Below are 17214 nucleotides of genomic sequence, written 5' to 3'. Positions count from 1 at the left end.
TGCCCGTACAGCCTACGGGCACCACTCAGCAGACTTCTTCGAGATCCCGCCACTCACGGCTGTCAGGACTGTCCGCGACCCAGCCGTCCAGCAGCCCGCGCACCAGACCCGCCGGCGCCGCGAGCCCGCATTCGCGCTCGGGCACCCAGAGGTCACCCGCCGTGCGGTGGCCCAGCGGCCCCGGGTGACCCGGCTCGCTGTGATCATGCGGATCGAGGTGCTCGCCGTCGCCCTCGTCGCTCTCCATCCGGCTCTCCGAGCAGGCCCGGCAGAGCAGCCGTACGGATGACGACCAGTCCTCGGCGGCGAACCCCGCGTCGGACGCCAGCTGCTCCAGCGCGTCCCGGTCCGCCTCGGTGGCGGCCTCCAGGAGCACGACCCAGGTGGGTACGGGAGAGGGCGCCCACAGCTCGATCTCGTCGAAGACGGGGTACGCGGGCCCGGCGGCGGTGACCCGCTCGCCGTGCGGCACCCCGTCGTGCAGGACGACCTCGCCCCAGCGCCGGCCGGACGAGGGCAGTGGAATCGACAGCACTTCCATCCGCGCCGGGTCCAGCCTGCGGCCCCAGACGACCTCGGACTCGCCCTCGGGCGACAGCCTGACCGCCGCACTGCCCAGCTCCATGCCGAGCGGCTCGCTGGTGGCCGCCGCACTGTGCTGCCCGTTGCCCGGGACCTTGAGCCCGTACGCCTGCCAGGCCCGGCGTGCCAGTGGCCAGTCCTGGAGCGCGGTGGCCGCGATCCCGACGTTCCACCAGTCCGGAGCCCCGGACTCCCGGTCCAGGAGCGCGACGGCCCGCAGGCCCGCGGCTCTCGCCTGTTCCCAGTCATGCCTGAACTTGTGCAGCAGCGCCAGGTTGAACCAGGACTCGGCGAGCCAGGGTTCCAGGTCTACCGCGCGTGTCAGCAGCGCCCCCGCGTCCTCGTACCGGCCGTCGCCGATCAGCGTGAACGCGCGGTCCGTGGCCTGCCGCCAAGAGGCGGAGGGCCGATGCCGTACCTTCCCGAAGATCCTCACGATTCCCGCCTGTCCCGACTGGACACCCTCGTTTTCCGCTCTACTTTCGCATCCAACCATGCCCAGCCGGACGCCCGCTCATTACCCATGGGTTACCCAGGCTGGACCTGGGTCAGACCGCCCCGCGCCAGGACTCCCGCCAGCGCTTCCACGACCTGTGGCTGATAGTCGTGCCCGGTGCCCAGTCTGAGTTGCTCCAGGGCGCCGAGCGGCCCGATGGCGCTTTCCCCGCACAGGTCGTCGTATGCGTTGACCGCCCGGACGATCCTGGCGGTCAGGGGCTGCTCCCGGTAGGGATCGGCCTGCTGCTCCACCACCACGGCGACCGCGGTGTCCACTCCGGTCTGGCGGACCACCGCCCCGCCCAGGAGCGCGATCCGGCGCTGGTCGGCGGCCGGGAGAGTGGCGGTGGCCCCCTCGGACACCGGGTCCACGAGCGAGAGCTGACCGATGTCGTGCATCAGCGCCGCGTACTCCAGGACGGTCAGTTCGGGCCCGGACAGACCGAGCTCCCGGCCCACGGCGGTGGAGAGCTCGGCCACCCGGCGCGCGTGCCCGTGCGGGGTGTATCCGGCGATCTCGGTGGAGCGGGCCAGGGAGGCGATGGTCTGCCGGTAGGTCGTACGGACCGCCGCGTACCGGCGGTAGGACACCTGGGTGAGCAGCAGCGGTACGCAGAGGACGGGCAGCGCCCACAGCCCCGCGACGGCCACCCCGATCGCCATCACGGCCCCGGTCGCGCAGACCGCCGATCCGATGCCGATGAGGGCGCGCAGCTCGTCGCGGAGCAGCGGGCCGTACGGATAGCGGGTGCGGGAGTGCAGCAGGAGCGCGGCGAGCACGGCGTCGCACAGCGCGGTCAGGGCGAGCAGCAGGAGCAGGAAGAGCGCGAAGTACGGGCCCTCGCCGAACCAGCGGACGGTCTGGCCGGAGTTGTAGAGGGGCTGGAAGCACACGGCGGCGAAGCCGACGGTCAGGATGCGGCGGGCCGCCAGGTCGGGGCCGGGGCCGCTGCCGCGCGCCACATGGGGCACGGCGGCGACGAGCTGCGCGGCGACGACGACGGTGATCACCTGGAGGGCCCCGTGCGTGGTGGGCTCCCCGCCGCTGCGCCCCAGCAGGGCGTACGCGAGGGCTCCGGCGGCCCCGAGGGGCGCGGGCTCCCGCTCCCCCGGCAGGGCGCCCCAGCGCGCCAGCTCACCCGTCACCACGAGGGCGGCGAAGGCGAGGGCGTGCGCGGGTTCGGCGATGCCGTACCAGAGGGTGTGGGCGAAGGCGGCGCCGGTGAGGAGGAGCGCGGCCCCCCGAACGGCCAGGACGGCGGGGTGCGCGCCCCACCACCGCTTCCCCCGCCTCACCGGGGACGCTCCACGGGCCTGGGGCTCCCGGCAGCCCCGTCGAGCCCGTCCGGCTCCCCGCGGTCACCCGCGGCTCCGTCCGGCCCGTCCGGCGGTTCCGGACGGAGCCGCGGGCCGGCGACCCCGGCGTCCGCGTCCCTGGGCCCCGGCACCGCCATCTCGTCCGCGGTGACGGCGGTGACCGCGGCCGACCACCCGTGCCGCGCCAGCCCCCGCGCCAGCGCCCCCACCATCCGCGGATCGAACTGGGTGCCCGCGCACCGTTCGAGTTCCGCGACGGCGGCCGGAACGGGCCGCCCGCGCCGGTAGGAGCGGGTGGAGGTCATCGCGTCGAAGGCGTCGGCGACGGCGACGACCCGGGCGAACTCGGGGATCTGGTGCCCGCTGAGGCCGTACGGATAGCCGCTGCCGTCGAGCCGCTCGTGGTGGTGCAGGATCGCCGCACGCGCCTCGTCCAGGAAGCCGATGCCCCGGACGATCTCGTGTCCGTACTCCGGGTGCAGTTCGATGACCCGGCGCTCCTCCGGTGTGAGCGGACCGTCCTTGCGCAGCACCCGGGTCGGCACGCCGAGCTTGCCGACGTCGTGCAGGATGCCGGCGAACCGGAGCGCTTCGAGCCGGCGCTCCTCCATGCCGATTTCGCGGGCGATGAGCACGGAGGCCCGGCCCACCCGCTCGCTGTGCCCGCGGGTGTACTTGTCCTTGATGTCGACGGCCTGCACAAGCGCCCTGATCGTCGCCCGGTGGGCGGCGTGCTCCCGGTGGTACTGGGCGAACACCCAGCAGGAGATGTACATCGGCAGCAGGACGAAGAGCGCGGACAGGGGGCCGTACGAGCTGCGCCACAGGACGGCCATCATCAGCCCGGCGAGCGCGTGCACCAGGTGCGGCCCCAGCGAGTGCGGCAGCAGTCCGCGCCAGGCGCGCCGGGCGGGCCGCCGCTCGGCGGCGATCAGGATGCAGCCGTCCAGCGCGGTCAGGACGAGGCTGAAGGCGAGGGCCGCGGCGCAGGCGGGCAGCAGCACGTACGGAAAGTCGGGGACGCCCGCGACCCCGCTGCCGCCACCGCCGAGCGCGGCGGGACCGCCGAGCGCGGCATGGGCGCAGGAGGCGGCCCAGACGGTGAGCGAGAGCTGGGCGGCCCGCCAGACGCGGCGGGCGGCGAAGGGGGGCTGCTCGACCCGGCCGACGAGCGAACCGGGGACGGACACGAGGGCGGCGGCGGCCGGGGGCAGCAGGAACGCGGCGGCGAGCAGCAGCGGAAAGAACGATCCGGCGCTGATCGGCACGGAACTGCCGAAGAAGGGACAGCGGCCGGGGAGTTCGCAGACGAGATAGAGCGCGGTGAGCAGCGCGAGGGTGCCCCAGGGGGTACCGGCGCCGGGAGCCCCCACCGGCAGGGAACACAGGAGCGCGCAGATCACCGCGCCGAGAATGCAGGCGCGCGCCGCCCCCGGTGTGCTCCTCACCCGTACCGCCCGCCCCCTGCGTGGTCAATGGAGGCGCCAGGCTAGCGAGTTGGGCGGGCGGTCGAGTCCCGATGAGTGCGATTAGCACATTCGGGTGATGACCGGGGAGCTCAGGTGATACGCCTGAGGGCACGCCCCGTAGCGGCGTGCCCTCGGATACGGCGGTGGTGCGCGGTCAGTCGGTGGCGGGGGTCGGCAGGCCCGCGCTGTCCATCGAAAGGTCCTGCTCGGGGACCACCTGTCCCGAGCGGATCAGGTCGATCCGTCCCATCACCTTGGAGCGCAGATCGGTCGGGACGTCGTCCTGACCGCAGCAGCGCTTCACCAGCTTCTTCACGGCCTGCTCCAGGCCGTACTTCTCCAGGCACGGGGAGCACTCCTCGAAGTGCACCTCGAACTTGGTGCAGTCGCCCTCGGGCATCTCATGGTCGAGGAACTCGTAGAGATGATCGAGAACCTCTGAGCAATCCGTCTCGTGCGGCTCTCCGCAGCTCATGAGGCCGAGCCTTTCCGATCGTCCGACTCACCGGCACCGGCGGGGACGAGCCCGCGCTCACGGGCGTAGTCCTCCAGCATGCCGCGCAGTTGCCGGCGTCCGCGGTGCAGTCGGGACATCACCGTACCGATGGGAGTCCCCATGATGTCCGCGATCTCCTTGTAGGCAAAGCCCTCTACGTCCGCGAGATAGACGGCGATGCGGAACTCTTCGGGGATCGCCTGGAGCGCGGCCTTCACGTCGGAGTCCGGCAGATGGTCGAGAGCCTGGGACTCCGCGGAGCGCAGACCGGTCGACATGTGCGACTCGGCGCGCGCCAGCTGCCAGTCCTCGATCTCCTCGGCCGCACTGCGCTGGGGCTCGCGCTGCTTCTTGCGATACGAGTTGATGAACGTGTTGGTAAGGATGCGGTACATCCACGCCTTGAGGTTGGTGCCCTCACGGAACTGGTGGAAGGAGCCGTACGCCTTGGCATACGTCTCCTGGACCAGGTCCTCGGCATCGGCCGGGTTGCGCGTCATGCGCAGCGCGGCCGAGTACATCTGGTCGAGAAAACCGAGAGCGTCCCGCTCGAAACGTGCGTTCCGCTCGGCGGTCGTCTCCTCTGCGCGGCCGTCGTCGGTCCCTGTGTCGGTCCCAGTGACCGGACCCACCTCCTCCAACGATGTGGCGGAGCCGAAACCGGACCCGCTCGAATCGGAGAATAGTCGACCTTGCTTCGAGGCGGGCTGTCGATCCGATCCGCTCAGTGCCCGCTCGGGAGCGGTCTTGGCCGCGTGCAGGACCGTCCACTCCAGGTCAGCGGTGTTCGAGCGGCGCGGGCAGATGGTCGAACCCATGCGACGGACTCCCTCTCCACAGACGACGTAGTTGTACCGACGTCCCGAACAACAGTGGCCCCGCACTCATCATTCCCGGGGTCCGGAGCCTCTCGGTCACACCTCTCGGTCACACCAGGGAAGCCAGCCACCGGGTCACCGCACCGGTGATGACGGCCATCACCTGATCCTCGCTCAGGCCCGAGCGCTTCGGTACGGCGAAGCCGTGGTCCCCGTACTCCACCTCGGCGAGCTCGTAGTCCCCCGGCGGGAATTCGGCGGGTCGGCCGAAGGGGTCGTTGCCGCCCTGCACGACGAGCGTGGGGACGCCCGCGGCGAGGAGCTCGTCCGCCCGGGACTTCTCCGGACGGCCCGGAGGGTGCAGCGGGAAGCTGAGGGCGAGGACGGCGTGGGCGCCGAGCTCCGAGGCCGTACGGCAGGCGACCCGGGCACCGGCGCTGCGTCCCCCGGCGACGACCGGCAGCCCCGGCGCGGCGAGCGCGGGCCACAGCCCCCGCCATCCGGTGTCCAGGGTCTTCGGTGCGGGCGCGAGCCGCTTTCCGGCCACCCGCCACGGCTGCTCCACCAGGGCGACGCCCACCCCCTCACCGGGCAGTGCGGCGGCGAGTGCCTTCAGGTCGCGGGCCTCGATGCCGCCGCCCGCTCCGTGTCCGAGGGCCAGCACGAGGCGGGCCTTCGGGGGCAGCGCCCAGGTGATCCGGGCCGGCCCGGCGTCCGTGTCGACGGTCTGCGTTCTCTCTGTACGGCTCACAGCGGCCATCCAACCAAGCCCGTCGAAGGCAGGCCCGTCCGACACCACCGGGCCCGTCCGCCACGACGAAAGGGCTGCCGATGACCGCGTGCCCGGCTCAGAACAGCGTGCTCACTTCCGGCGCGGCCAGTTCCTCCAGCAGCTCGGGACCGTTGTTGCGGACATTGCTCACGGCGGTGGCCACCGGGTAGGCCCGCATCAGCCCTCCGGGCGGTGGCGTGAGCAGCCCCTTCAGCTCGTCGACGTCGGTGCGCGAGGGATCGAGCCAGGCGTCCCAGCGGTCCGGGGTCAGCATCAGCGGCATCCGGGGGTGGATGTCGGCGAGGGCGGCGGGCCCCTCGGCGGGGGCGACTGCGAGCGGTGACGTCTCCGCCTCGGTCGTGATCACCGAGCAGGTCACCCACCACGCCTGGGGGTGGTCGTCGGGCAGGGTCCGGTCGCGCCAGAACTCGTACAGGCCGGCCATCGCGAAGACCGAGCCGTCGGCGGGCGTCACGAAGTACGGCTGCTTGCGGGGCCGCTTCTTCCGGCCCTTCTCCTCCAACTGGCGTTCGTCGGCGCCGGTGACCCACTCGTAGTAGCCGTCCGCGGGCAGGATGCAGCGCCTCGAACCGAAGGGACGGCGGAAGGACGGCTTCTCGTGCACCGTCTCGGCGCGGGCGTTGATCATGCGGGCGCCGCCCTCGGGAGACTTCGCCCAGGAGGGCACGAGCCCCCACTTCAGGACACGGAGCTGGCGAACCGGACGCCGGTCGTCGGCGTCTTTCACCGGACGTTCCAGTACGGCGTAGACCTCTTTGGTCGGCGCCACGTTCCAGTCGGGCTCCAGGGCCTCGGCCGGCTCCCATTTCTCGACCCCGAAGAGCCCGGTCAGATCCTCGGGCCGCCGACTCGCTGCATACCGTCCGCACATAAGTGCCAGACTGCCACGACCTCCCGTCACGAACGCAAGGAGCCGCCCGGCCTATGGACAGCACCGATCTGGGCGATCTGTGGGATCGCGTCTTCGGCACCCAGCCGCTGCCCGCGCAGTGGGTGGTGGTCGTGACCGCCACGGCCGCGCTCGTCGCCGTCGTACCGAATCTCATATGGCGGCTGTCGCGGAACGCGATCACCATCGCGCACGAGGGCGGTCACGGGCTCGTCGCCCTGCTCACGGGACGGCAGCTCTCGGGCATCCGGCTGCACTCGGACACCAGCGGGCTGACCGTGAGCCGCGGAAAACCGACCGGGATCGGCATGATCCTCACGGCCGCCGCGGGATACACCGCGCCACCGCTGCTCGGCCTCGGCGGGGCGTGGCTGCTGGTCAACGGCAGGATCACGCTGCTGCTGTGGCTGGCCACGGCGCTGCTCGCGGTCATGCTGGTGATGATCCGCAATGTGTACGGGGCGCTGACGGTGATCCTCACCGGCGCGACCTTCCTGCTGGTGTCCTGGCTGGCCTCGCCCTCGGTGCAGTCGCTCTTCGCGTACACCGCGGTCTGGTTCCTGCTGCTGGGCGGCGTGCGTCCGGCGTTCGAGCTGCAGTCCAAACGGCGGCACGGCGGTGCGCCGGATTCCGACGCGGACCAGCTGGCACGGCTCACGGACGCACCGGCGGCGCTCTGGCTGTTCCTCTTCCACGCGGTGTCGGTCTGCTCGCTCATCGGCGGCGGACGCTGGCTGCTCGGCCTGTAAGGGCCGACAGCGCCCCGCGGTTTCTACCACCCTCACGTTACGCCCCGATTTCCACTGATTTGATCGGGATCTGTGTTTGCGGGAAGCCACTAAAGTGAGGGCCATGACCGAAAGTTCCGTGCACCCCGCCCTCTGGCCCGCCCCCCACGCAAGCGGCGCCGTCGACGCGACCGTCACCGTGCCCGGATCGAAGTCGGTCACCAACCGGGCGCTCGTCCTGGCCGCCCTCTCCTCCGAGCCCGGCTGGCTGCGGCGCCCGCTGCGCTCCCGCGACACCCTGCTGATGGCCCAGGCGCTGCGCACGATGGGCGTCGGCATCGAGGAGGGCATCGGCCCCGACGGCTCGGGCGAGGCATGGCGCGTCATCCCCGCCGGCCTGCACGGCCCGGCCACGATCGACGTCGGCAACGCCGGAACGGTCATGCGCTTCCTGCCGCCGGTCGCGACCCTCGCCGACGGCCCCATCCGCTTCGACGGCGACCCCCGCTCCTACGAGCGCCCCCTGGACGGCGTGATCGACGCCCTGCGCGCCCTCGGCGCCCGGATCGACGACGAGTCACGCGGCGCGCTGCCGCTCACCGTCCACGGCGCCGGTGCGCTGGACGGCGGCCCGGTGGCGATCGACGCCTCCTCGTCCTCCCAGTTCATCTCCGCGCTCCTGCTGTCGGCCCCCCGCTTCAACCAGGGGGTCGAGGTACGTCACACCGGCTCGACGCTCCCGTCGATGCCGCACATCCGGATGACCGTCGACATGCTGCGGACGGTCGGCGCCCAGGTCGACGAGCCGGAGACGGGCGGCGAGCCCAACGTGTGGCGCGTCTCCCCCTCGGCACTGCTCGGCCGCGATCTGACCGTCGAGCCGGACCTCTCCAACGCACAGCCGTTCCTCGCCGCCGCGCTGATCACCGGCGGCCGGGTCACCATCCCGGACTGGCCGCTGCGCACCACCCAGCCCGGGGACGCGCTGCGCGAGATCTTCACCGCGATGGGCGGCAGCTGCGAGCTCACCGAGCGCGGGCTCACCTTCACCGGCACCGGCCGCATCCACGGCATCGACGTGGACCTCGGCGAGGTCGGCGAGCTCACTCCGGGCATCGCCGCCGTCGCGGCCCTCGCCGACTCCCCCTCCACCCTGAGCGGCGTGGCCCACCTGCGGCTGCACGAGACGGACCGGCTGGCGGCGCTCACCAAGGAGATCAACGAGCTCGGCGGCGATGTCACCGAGACCGCCGACGGCCTGCACATCCGGCCACGCCCGCTGCACGGCGGCACCTTCCACACGTACGACGACCACCGGATGGCCACGGCCGGTTCGATCATCGGCCTCGCCGTTCCCGGCGTGGAGATCGAGAACGTGGGCACGACCGCGAAGACCCTGCCGGACTTCCCGGAGATGTGGACCGCGATGCTCGGGTCCAACGGAACGCTCGGGGTCTGACGACATGCGCCGCTACGGGAAGAACCCCGACGAGGACGACATCCGCGTCCGCCCCAACCCCAAGGGCAACCGGCCGCGTACGCACACGCGGCCGAAGCACGAGGAAGCCCAGGACGGCATGGTCCTCACCGTCGACCGGGGCAGGCTCACCTGTCTCGTCGACGGCCGCACGGTGCTGGCGATGAAGGCCCGCGAGCTGGGCCGCAAGGCAGCCGTGGTGGGCGACACCGTCTCCATCGTCGGCGACCTCTCCGGCGACAAGGACACCCTCGCCCGCATCGTCCGTATCGGCGCGCGCCGCTCGGTACTGCGACGCACGGCCGACGACGACGACCCGTACGAGCGCGTGGTCGTCGCCAACGCCGACCAGCTGGCGATCGTCACCGCACTCGCCGATCCGGAACCGCGCCCGCGCATGATCGACCGCTGCCTCGTCGCGGCGTACGACGGCGGTCTCACCCCGCTCCTCGTCCTCACCAAGTCGGACCTGGCCTCGCCGGACGCGCTGCTGGCCGCGTACACACCGCTGGGCGTCCCGTACATCGTCACCAGCCGCGAGGAGCTGGAGAACGGGGATGCCGCCGAGATCGTGCGCGAGCAGCTGAACGACCGGGTCACCGCCTTCGTCGGGCACTCCGGGGTCGGTAAGACCACCCTGGTCAACGCCCTGGTGCCGAAGGACAGGCGGCGTACGACCGGTGTCGTCAACGCGGTCACGGGCCGCGGCCGGCACACCACCACGTCGGCGCTCGCGCTCCCTCTTCCGGACGCGCGCGGATGGGTGATCGACACCCCCGGCGTCCGCTCCTTCGGACTGCACCACGTCGACCCGTCCCGGGTGATCCTGGCCTTCCCCGACCTGGAGCCCGGCACCGAGAACTGTCCGCGCGGCTGCACCCACGACGACTCGCAACCGGAATGCGCGCTCGCCGCCTGGGTGGCGGAGGGTCACGCCGACCCGGCGCGGCTCGACTCACTGCGAAGGCTGCTCGCCACCCGGGAGCGGCGCGAGGGCGACTGACGCATCCACGCGACTCGCGCACGTTTGCGAGCTCCCACGACTGGTAAGGGCATAATCGCACCAAGCGATACGAAGCAGTCACTACGTGGGAGGGAACCGGCGATGGCGTGGCTGCTGGTCGTGGTCGCAGGGCTGCTGGAGACCGGTTTCGCCGTCTGTCTGAAGCTCTCCCACGGATTCACCCGGCTCTGGCCGACGATCGCCTTCTGTGTGTTCGCGCTCGGCAGCTTCGGCCTGCTGACGCTCTCGCTGAAGAAGCTGGACGTGGGCCCGGCCTACGCGGTGTGGACGGGAATCGGCGCGGCCGGTACCGCGATCTACGGGATGGTCTTCCTCGACGACGTGGTGTCCACGCTCAAGCTGGTCTCGATCTCGCTGGTGATCCTCGGCGTGATCGGACTTCAGCTCTCCGGCTCCTCGCACTGACGGGTCTCCCGCAACCCGCCGGGTCGCCGCGCCACCGCCTCACGCACCAGTGGCGCCAGGTCCGCCGCCGCCCCGTCCGGCCCGGCGGCACCGGCCGGCGGGACGAGAGCGTACGAGAGAGCGAGCCTGAGGGCGATCTCGCAGGTCACCGCCAGCTCCGCGGCGTCACGGCCCGGCCGCCCCTCCCCCAGTGCGGCCACCGCACGGTCCCGCACCAGGGCCAGCAGCTCGGCCGGGGCCGGCGTCGCTGCGTCGGCCCGGCGGCGGGCGGGCACCGCCGACGGCGGAGCGGCCCGTACGGGGCGGGGCAGCCGCTCACCCCAGAAGCCGGTCAGTAATGCCCTGACCAGCGCGTTCGTCCGCGCGCAGTGGACCGTCCAGAGGGCCAGGGCGGCAGGCCCCTGCCCGGCGGCCAGCGCCTTCTCGACCCCGGCGAGATAGCCGTCGGTGGCCCGCCGGATCAGCGCGCGGGCCAGCCCGTCCTTGCTGCCGAACTCGTTGTAGAGGGTCTGCCGGGACACACCCGCCGCTGTCGCGACGTCGACCATCCGCACGGCCGCCCAGGGCCGGGTGGCGATCGCCGCGAGGGCGGCGTCCAGCAGGGCTTCGCGCGCTGTGGCCATCGCCGCCTCCCGCACCAGGGGACCCGCGATTCAGAGTTGACGCGTCCTCGCACCCTGTCAATAGCCCTCGCAAGCCCTCCCGCCCGTCCACCCACCGGGGCCCTGTAGCCCTGGTGAGTGGCTGTGGATACTGTGACGACATGCCCGATTACCACGATGATCTGCGTCTCGCCCATGTACTGGCGGATGCCGCCGACGCGGCGACGATGGACCGGTTCAAGGCTCTGGACCTGAAGGTCGAGACCAAGCCGGACATGACTCCGGTGAGCGAGGCCGACAAACATGCCGAGGAACTGATCCGCGGCCATCTGCACCGGGCCCGCCCCCGCGACGCGATCCTCGGCGAGGAGTACGGAATCGAGGGCACCGGGCCGCGACGCTGGGTCGTCGACCCGATCGACGGCACCAAGAACTACGTACGCGGCGTGCCCGTCTGGGCGACGCTGATCTCCCTGATGGAGGCGGGGGAGAACGGCTTCCAGCCCGTGGTCGGCGTGGTGTCGGCCCCCGCGCTGAACCGCCGCTGGTGGGCGGCGAAGGGCGCAGGCGCGTTCTCCGGCCGCAGCCTGACCTCCGCGACGCGGCTCCAGGTGTCCAAGGTGGAGCGGATCGCGGACTCCTCCTTCGCGTACGCCTCGATGACGGGCTGGGAGGAGCAGGGCAGGCTCGACGGCTTCATGGACCTCACCCGGGCCTGCTGGCGGACGCGTGGATACGGGGACTTCTGGCCGTACATGATGGTCGCCGAGGGTTCGGTGGACATCTGCGCCGAGCCGGAGCTCTCCCTGTGGGACATGGCCGCGAACGCGATCATCGTCCAGGAGGCGGGCGGGAAGTTCACCAGCCTGGACGGGGTCTCCGGCCCCGGCGGCGGGAACGCGGCGGCCTCCAACGGCCTGCTCCACCACGAGCTGCTGGGCTACCTCAACCAGCGTTACTAGAAGGGCCCCAGGGCCTGGACCTCCACACGCGCGCCCCGGCGCGATGATCCGCCGGGGCGTGCGAGGCCCGTGAGCCGCGCTCTCGCACGCCCCTGGGCCGTCCCCGCCCCCCCTTGTTGACTCCGCCCAAGGGTGCAACTCTGAGAGTCCCCCCACTTGTGAACTTGTGAATCGGCTCACACAGTCGGCTCACCAAGGAGGTGGCTCCCTTCATGCTCGTCCGTGACGCCATGAGCACGATGGTCCTCACCATCGGCCCGACCCACACCCTCCGCCAGGCGGCCCGGCTGATGTCGGCGCGCCGCGTCGGAGCAGCCGTCGTCCACGACCCGGACACCTGCGGGCTCGGCATCATCACCGAGCGCGACATCCTCGACGCGATCGGCTCGGGACAGGACCCCGACCTGGAGACCGCGTCCACCCACACCACCACCGACGTGGTCTTCGCCGCCCCCACCTGGACCCTCGAAGAGGCCGCGGAGGCCATGACGCACGGCGGCTTCCGGCATCTGATCGTGCTGGACGACGACGGTCCGGTGGGCGTCGTCTCGGTGCGCGACATCATCCGCTGCTGGGCTCCGGCCAGGCGTCACCCGGTGGAGCTGGCGGTCTGACCCCCGCTCGCCTCCGACGGCGGCGGGCCGGACCCCCGAGGGAATCCGGCCCACCGTCGATGACCTGCCGCAGCGGTCCTAGCCGCGCAGCGCCTGGACCGCGGCCTCCAGCCGCTTGCCGAAGTCGCCGTCCGCCCGGCGGAAGTTGTCGATCGCGCGCTCGGCTATGTCGTCGCGCGAGACCTTGGCGATGAACCCGGCCAGGTTGCCGATCAAACGGGCCTTCTCGTCCTCCGAGTACAGCCGGTAGAGGTTCCCGGCCTGCACGAAGTCGTCGTCCTCGGCGTGCGCCGGGGCCTCGTGGCTGCCGGTGGCGCCGGTGACCGGGAGGGGCTGCCACAGGGGCCGGTCCGTCTGGGCGGGGCCGCCGAAGCTGTTCGGCTCGTAGTTCTTGGCGCCCTTGTGGCGACCGTCGTACAGATAGCCGTCACGGCTGTTGGTGCGCGCCTCGGTGGCGTGCGGACGGTTCACCGGCAGGTGGTCGGCGTTGATGCCGACGCGGTAGCGGTGGGCGTCGCCGTACGCGAACAGACGGCCCTGGAGCATCTTGTCCGGGGAGGGACCGATGCCCGGCACGAAGTGCGCGGGGCTGAAGATGGACTGCTCGGTCTCGGCGAAGACGTTCTCCGGGTTGCGGTTGAGCTCCAGCTTCCCGATCTCGATCGGCGGGTAGTCCGCGTGCGGCCACACCTTGGTGAGGTCGAACGGATTGAAGCGGTACGTGGCCGCCTCGGCCGCCGGCATGATCTGGACCTGCACCGTCCAGGTCGGGAACTCACCGCGCTCGATGGCCTCGCGAAGGTCGCGCTGGTGGGAGTCGGGGTCCTCACCGGCGAGCTTGTTGGCCTCGTCCTGCGTCAGGTTCTTGATGCCCTGGTCGGTCTTGAAGTGGTACTTGACCCAGAAGACCTCGCCGGCCTCGTTGTTCCACTGGTACGTGTGCGAGCCGTAGCCGTTCATGTGGCGCAGCGTCGCCGGGATGCCCCGGTCGCCGAAGAGCCAGGTCACCTGGTGCGTCGACTCGGGCGACAGCCCCCAGAAGTCCCAGACGTTGTCCGCCTCCTGCGAGCCGGTGTACGGGTCGCGCTTCTGGGTGTGGATGAAGTCGGGGAACTTGATGGCGTCCTTGATGAAGAACACCGGGGTGTTGTTGCCGACGAGGTCGTAGTTGCCCTCCTCGGTGTAGAACTTCAGCGCGAACCCACGGGGGTCGCGCACCGCGTCGGCGGAGCCGAGGTTGCCCGCGACGGTGGAGAAGCGCAGGAAGGTCTCGGTCTGCTTGCCGACCTCGGAGAGGAACGCGGCACGCGTCCACTGCGATACGTCCCGGGTCAGCGTGAAGGTGCCGTACGCACCCGCGCCGCGGGCGTGCACGATGCGCTCCGGAATGCGCTCACGGTTGAAGTGCGCGAGCTTCTCCAGCAGTGCCTGGTCCTGGACGAGGACCGGCCCCCCGACGCCCGCGGTCTCGCTGTTCTGGTTGTCGGCGACCGGCGCGCCGGCCTCCGTGGTGAGCGGTCCCTGCGTCACGTGCGCCTCCTGCGTCATGTCCTGCACAGCATCGTTTCCTGCACAGCCTGTCCCTTGGTCAATCCCGGTTCCGATCCTACAATGGACAATGTCTAAGTCAAGTGAGCATCCAAAGTCACACCCATTCGGGATGCGACGACCCCACTGTTAGGCTGAGCCCATGAGTGACCTGCTGGAACGACTCCGTGGACGCGGCTGGCGCATGACGGCGCAGCGGCGTGTCGTGGCCGAGGTCCTCGACGGAGACCACGTGCACCTGACGGCGGACGAGGTTCACGCGAGGGCCGTCGCCAGGCTGCCCGAGATCTCCCGGGCGACCGTCTACAACACCTTGGGCGAGATGGTGTCGCTCGGCGAGGTCATCGAGGTCTCCACCGACCGTCGGGCCAAGCGGTACGACCCCAACGCCCACCGCCCGCACCACCACCTGGTCTGCGCGCGGTGCGGCGCCATCCGCGACGTACACCCGTCGGGCAACCCGCTCGCGGACCTGCCGGCCGCCGAGCGCTTCGGCTTCACGGTCTCCGACGTCGAGGTCACCTACCGCGGCGTCTGCCCGGCCTGCGCCGCCGCGGCCTGAGCACTCCTGAACGACGAAGGGCCGCGGTGCTTGTCGCACCGCGGCCCTTCATCCGTTCACGCACACGACAGAGGCCCGGATCCCTCATCGGGATCCGGGCCTCTGTCTTCAGTAGCGGGGACAGGATTTGAACCTGCGACCTCTGGGTTATGAGCCCAGCGAGCTACCGAGCTGCTCCACCCCGCGTCGTTGAATGCAACATTACGTTACCCCGCCGACCAGTGCAAATTCATTCAGACGGCCGGTACGGGGCCGCCCGTCCGGCGGCCCCGCGGCACTACGCGGTCAGTTCCTGGTGCAGCGCTTCCAGCAGGCGAGCGGCCCGCTCGGCCACCTCCGCCGGTCCCAGCTCGACGGCCCGCGCGCACCAGCGCTGCCCCTCCGTGAGCTCGCCCCGACGGGCGGCGAGCAGCGCGAGGCGCAGCGCGGCGCGACCGTGCCCCTCGTTCGCCGCACGGCTCCACCAGAGCGCCGCCTCGCGCTCGCTGCCCTCCCGGGCGAGCAGCAGACCGAGGTTGAAGGCACCGTTGCGGCTGCCCGACTCGGCGGCCTCCCGGTACCAGTGCGCGGCGCTCTCCATGTCACCGCGCGCCGCCGCAAGCATCCCGACCCGCACCTGCGCACGGCGGTGGCCCTGTTGCGCGGCCCGCTCGTACCACTCCTCGCACTCGGTCTTCTCCGGCATCGGCTCACCGAGCGCCGGCGGCCCGGGCGGCGGCTGCCGCGCGTCGAGCACCCCGGCAAGCCGGAAGGCGGCCTCGGCGCTCCCGCCGCCCGCGGCGCACCGCAGATGACGCTCGGCTTCCTGGCCCTTGCCGTCACGCAGCAGCGCCATGCCCACCTGGAGGGCCGCATCGGTGTGCCCCGCCGCCGCGGCCCGCTCGTACCAGGCCAGCGCCGTACGGTCCTCGTCACGCCCCGCGTGCAGGATGCCGAGGTTGAAGGCGGCGTCGACACTGCCGGCCTCGGCAGCCTTGGAGAACCAGGGCTCCGCTCCGGTGTGGTCACCGGCCTGGAGCAGGAGCACGGCCAGCGCGTTGGCCGCCTCGCGGTGCCCCGCGTAGGCGGCACGGCGATACCACTGCTCGGCCTGCGGCGTACGGTCCTGGGCGGCGCAGAGCAGCCCGAGGTTGTACGCCCCGTTGACGTCGCCCGCGTCCATGGCGGCGCGGTACCAGCGCTCGGCGGTCTGCTGCTCGCCCCGGGCGGCGTGGAGCGCACCCAGGGCGTTGGCGGCGTTGCCGTCGCCGTCCTGGGCGGCGCGCAGCCACCAGACGGCCGCGCTCTCCTCGTCCCCCGCGTCGCGCAGCAGGAAGCCGAGCGCGCAGGCGGCACGCGGCTCGCCCTCCTTGGCGGCCGTGAGGTACCAGCGGCCGGCCTCCTTCAGCTCGCCGCGCTGCTCCAGGATGGCGCCGAGGTGCAGCGCGGCACGCCGGTGACCGCGTGCGGCGGCCTGCCGGTACCACTGCTCGGCCTCGCCCATGCGTCCGGCGGCCGGACCCGCCACGGGCCCGTCGCCGGCCCGCTTGCGCGCGCCACCGGCCTTGCCGTCGCCGGCCCCGGCCTGCTTGACGATGCCCGTGTGCGGACCGCTCGCGGGGGCCTCGGTCTCCGTCGGCTCGACGGCTCCGCGAGGCCCGAGCACACGGCCGGAGTCGTGGGAGCCCGTACCGCGTCCGAGGCCGAAGGCATCGTGCGGATCGTCGAGGGCCTTGCGCTCCAGGGTGCGCGCCAGGCGGTACGCCGCCTCCCGGTGCCCCTGCTCGGCGGCAGCTCGCAGCCAGCGCTCGGCACCGACGTCACTGCGGTGCTCCAGCAGATCGGCCAGGGCGTAGGCACCCAGCGCGTGGCCCTGCTCGGCGGACTGGCGCAGCCAGTACTCGGCACCGGGCTCGTCGCCGCGCTCCCGGAAGTGTCGGCCCAGGGCGTGGGCGGCAGCCGCCGAACCCGCGACGGCGGCGATCCGCCACCATCCCGCGGCCTCGTCCGCGTACCCGCGCTGGTGGAGCAGGACGCCCAGGTTGTTGGCCGCGGCCCGGTCGCCTTCCCCGGTGGCCGCGCGCAGATACCGCTCGGCGGCGTCAAGGTCGCCCCGGCGCAGCAGCAGTGCGCCGAGCACGCTCATCGACGCGGTGTCGCCGGCGTCGGCGGCACGGCGGTGGCGTGCTTCGGTCTCGGCGCCGTCCGCCGCCTCGGCGGCAGAGGCGGTGTCGGCTGCGCAGGTGGCGTCGGTGGTCTCGGCGATGGCTGCGACAAATGCCTCATCCGACATGCTTTCCGTCTTCTGGACGCGCCGCTGCACAAACCGCCCTGTCTCCAACAGAGTTGCCCTGTCCCCCATAAATACCATCGTCGCACCACCTGTAACCCGCGTACACCTGGTATATCGCGGCCAGTGAGGTCACTTCAGCGTTTTGTCGACATGCCCAC

17 protein-coding genes and 1 tRNA gene are annotated in these 17214 nt (G+C 71.8%); 7 read left to right on the top strand and 11 right to left on the bottom strand.

All coding sequences use genetic code 11. From position 1 onward, the window contains the following. Positions 1-25: 25 nt before the first annotated feature. The 7 genes from OG230_RS23825 to OG230_RS23795 form a co-directional block, all read right to left on the bottom strand. A complete protein-coding gene (locus OG230_RS23825) occupies positions 26-1018 on the bottom strand; it encodes a tetratricopeptide repeat protein (RefSeq protein ID WP_328905755.1) in 993 nt (330 codons plus the stop codon). A gap of 92 nt (positions 1019-1110) precedes the next feature. Beyond that, a complete protein-coding gene (locus OG230_RS23820; protein ID WP_328905754.1) occupies positions 1111-2376 on the bottom strand; it encodes an HD-GYP domain-containing protein in 1266 nt (421 codons plus the stop codon). Beyond that, positions 2373-3845, bottom strand: coding sequence for an HD-GYP domain-containing protein (locus tag OG230_RS23815; RefSeq protein WP_328905753.1), 1473 nt, complete (start codon positions 3843-3845; stop codon positions 2373-2375). The genes OG230_RS23820 and OG230_RS23815 overlap by 4 nt, the downstream gene beginning before the upstream one ends. A gap of 175 nt (positions 3846-4020) precedes the next feature. Further along, the gene (rsrA, locus tag OG230_RS23810; protein ID WP_328905752.1) at positions 4021-4341 is read right to left on the bottom strand and encodes a mycothiol system anti-sigma-R factor; all 321 of its coding nucleotides are present in this window, start codon (positions 4339-4341) and stop codon (positions 4021-4023) included. After that, on the bottom strand, positions 4338-4994 hold the full coding sequence (locus tag OG230_RS23805) for a sigma-70 family RNA polymerase sigma factor (RefSeq protein WP_195826154.1): 657 nt from the start codon (positions 4992-4994) through the stop codon (positions 4338-4340). The genes rsrA and OG230_RS23805 overlap by 4 nt, the downstream gene beginning before the upstream one ends. A gap of 295 nt (positions 4995-5289) precedes the next feature. After that, a complete protein-coding gene (locus OG230_RS23800) occupies positions 5290-5931 on the bottom strand; it encodes an alpha/beta hydrolase family protein (RefSeq protein WP_328905751.1) in 642 nt (213 codons plus the stop codon). 97 nt (positions 5932-6028) lie between these two features. Next, positions 6029-6844 carry an SOS response-associated peptidase gene (locus tag OG230_RS23795; protein WP_328905750.1) on the bottom strand — a complete coding sequence of 272 codons (816 nt, stop codon included), beginning with the start codon at positions 6842-6844 and terminating at the stop codon, positions 6029-6031. 53 nt (positions 6845-6897) lie between these two features. Here OG230_RS23795 and OG230_RS23790 point away from each other — a divergent pair, with 53 nt between their 5' ends. From OG230_RS23790 to OG230_RS23775, 4 genes are all read left to right on the top strand, one after another. After that, a complete protein-coding gene (locus tag OG230_RS23790) occupies positions 6898-7611 on the top strand; it encodes a M50 family metallopeptidase (protein WP_328905749.1) in 714 nt (237 codons plus the stop codon). A 103-nt stretch (positions 7612-7714) separates the two neighbouring features. Further along, positions 7715-9049: a 3-phosphoshikimate 1-carboxyvinyltransferase gene (aroA, locus tag OG230_RS23785; RefSeq protein WP_328905748.1), complete on the top strand. Its 1335-nt coding sequence runs from the start codon at positions 7715-7717 to the stop codon at positions 9047-9049. 4 nt (positions 9050-9053) lie between these two features. Next, complete coding sequence (gene rsgA / locus OG230_RS23780; RefSeq protein WP_328905747.1) at positions 9054-10070, top strand: ribosome small subunit-dependent GTPase A; 1017 nt, start codon at positions 9054-9056, stop codon at positions 10068-10070. Between the two features lie 102 nt (positions 10071-10172). Beyond that, positions 10173-10496: a DMT family transporter gene (locus tag OG230_RS23775; RefSeq protein WP_259928749.1), complete on the top strand. Its 324-nt coding sequence runs from the start codon at positions 10173-10175 to the stop codon at positions 10494-10496. Here OG230_RS23775 and OG230_RS23770 read toward each other — a convergent pair. Then, positions 10472-11119, bottom strand: a complete 648-nt coding sequence (locus OG230_RS23770) for a TetR/AcrR family transcriptional regulator (protein ID WP_328905746.1) — start codon at positions 11117-11119, stop codon at positions 10472-10474. The two genes, OG230_RS23775 and OG230_RS23770, sit on opposite strands and share 25 nt — an antisense overlap. Positions 11120-11259: 140 nt before the next feature. Here OG230_RS23770 and hisN point away from each other — a divergent pair, with 140 nt between their 5' ends. Together hisN and OG230_RS23760 are read left to right on the top strand one after the other, a co-directional pair. Beyond that, on the top strand, positions 11260-12060 hold the full coding sequence (hisN, locus tag OG230_RS23765) for a histidinol-phosphatase (RefSeq protein ID WP_328905745.1): 801 nt from the start codon (positions 11260-11262) through the stop codon (positions 12058-12060). A 212-nt stretch (positions 12061-12272) separates the two neighbouring features. Then, positions 12273-12674: a CBS domain-containing protein gene (locus OG230_RS23760; protein WP_328905744.1), complete on the top strand. Its 402-nt coding sequence runs from the start codon at positions 12273-12275 to the stop codon at positions 12672-12674. A 78-nt stretch (positions 12675-12752) separates the two neighbouring features. Here OG230_RS23760 and OG230_RS23755 read toward each other — a convergent pair whose 3' ends face one another. Then, positions 12753-14222, bottom strand: coding sequence for a catalase (locus OG230_RS23755; protein ID WP_328911507.1), 1470 nt, complete (start codon positions 14220-14222; stop codon positions 12753-12755). 142 nt (positions 14223-14364) lie between these two features. Here OG230_RS23755 and OG230_RS23750 point away from each other — a divergent pair, with 142 nt between their 5' ends. After that, positions 14365-14784: a Fur family transcriptional regulator gene (locus tag OG230_RS23750; RefSeq protein ID WP_328905743.1), complete on the top strand. Its 420-nt coding sequence runs from the start codon at positions 14365-14367 to the stop codon at positions 14782-14784. A 112-nt stretch (positions 14785-14896) separates the two neighbouring features. Here the strand turns inward: OG230_RS23750 and OG230_RS23745 are convergent. Both OG230_RS23745 and OG230_RS23740 read right to left on the bottom strand, forming a co-directional pair. Then, positions 14897-14970: transfer RNA gene (locus OG230_RS23745), tRNA-Met, on the bottom strand. 91 nt (positions 14971-15061) lie between these two features. Further along, the gene (locus tag OG230_RS23740) at positions 15062-17134 is read right to left on the bottom strand and encodes a tetratricopeptide repeat protein (protein WP_328905742.1); all 2073 of its coding nucleotides are present in this window, start codon (positions 17132-17134) and stop codon (positions 15062-15064) included. Between the last annotated feature and the right edge of the window lie 80 nt (positions 17135-17214).

The sequence above is a fragment of the Streptomyces sp. NBC_00234 genome, assembly GCF_036195325.1.
In the GTDB taxonomy this organism is placed as follows: domain Bacteria; phylum Actinomycetota; class Actinomycetes; order Streptomycetales; family Streptomycetaceae; genus Streptomyces.
Note: the sequence above shows the minus strand (reverse complement) of the source record. Positions and strands in the feature narration are given on the sequence as shown.

What these genes read in the sequence shown, in the direction of transcription:
- OG230_RS23750 (WP_328905743.1), top strand. Translation starts at nt 14,365, where the DNA reads ATGAGTGACCTGCTGGAACGACTCCGTGGACGCGGCTGGCGCATGACG.
- OG230_RS23740 (WP_328905742.1), bottom strand. Translation starts at nt 17,134, where the DNA reads ATGGTATTTATGGGGGACAGGGCAACTCTGTTGGAGACAGGGCGGTTT.
- OG230_RS23775 (WP_259928749.1), top strand. Translation starts at nt 10,173, where the DNA reads ATGGCGTGGCTGCTGGTCGTGGTCGCAGGGCTGCTGGAGACCGGTTTC.
- rsrA (WP_328905752.1), bottom strand. Translation starts at nt 4,341, where the DNA reads ATGAGCTGCGGAGAGCCGCACGAGACGGATTGCTCAGAGGTTCTCGAT.
- OG230_RS23790 (WP_328905749.1), top strand. Translation starts at nt 6,898, where the DNA reads ATGGACAGCACCGATCTGGGCGATCTGTGGGATCGCGTCTTCGGCACC.
- OG230_RS23795 (WP_328905750.1), bottom strand. Translation starts at nt 6,844, where the DNA reads ATGTGCGGACGGTATGCAGCGAGTCGGCGGCCCGAGGATCTGACCGGG.
- hisN (WP_328905745.1), top strand. Translation starts at nt 11,260, where the DNA reads ATGCCCGATTACCACGATGATCTGCGTCTCGCCCATGTACTGGCGGAT.
- aroA (WP_328905748.1), top strand. Translation starts at nt 7,715, where the DNA reads ATGACCGAAAGTTCCGTGCACCCCGCCCTCTGGCCCGCCCCCCACGCA.
- OG230_RS23760 (WP_328905744.1), top strand. Translation starts at nt 12,273, where the DNA reads ATGCTCGTCCGTGACGCCATGAGCACGATGGTCCTCACCATCGGCCCG.
- OG230_RS23755 (WP_328911507.1), bottom strand. Translation starts at nt 14,222, where the DNA reads ATGACGCAGGAGGCGCACGTGACGCAGGGACCGCTCACCACGGAGGCC.
- OG230_RS23770 (WP_328905746.1), bottom strand. Translation starts at nt 11,119, where the DNA reads ATGGCCACAGCGCGCGAAGCCCTGCTGGACGCCGCCCTCGCGGCGATC.
- rsgA (WP_328905747.1), top strand. Translation starts at nt 9,054, where the DNA reads ATGCGCCGCTACGGGAAGAACCCCGACGAGGACGACATCCGCGTCCGC.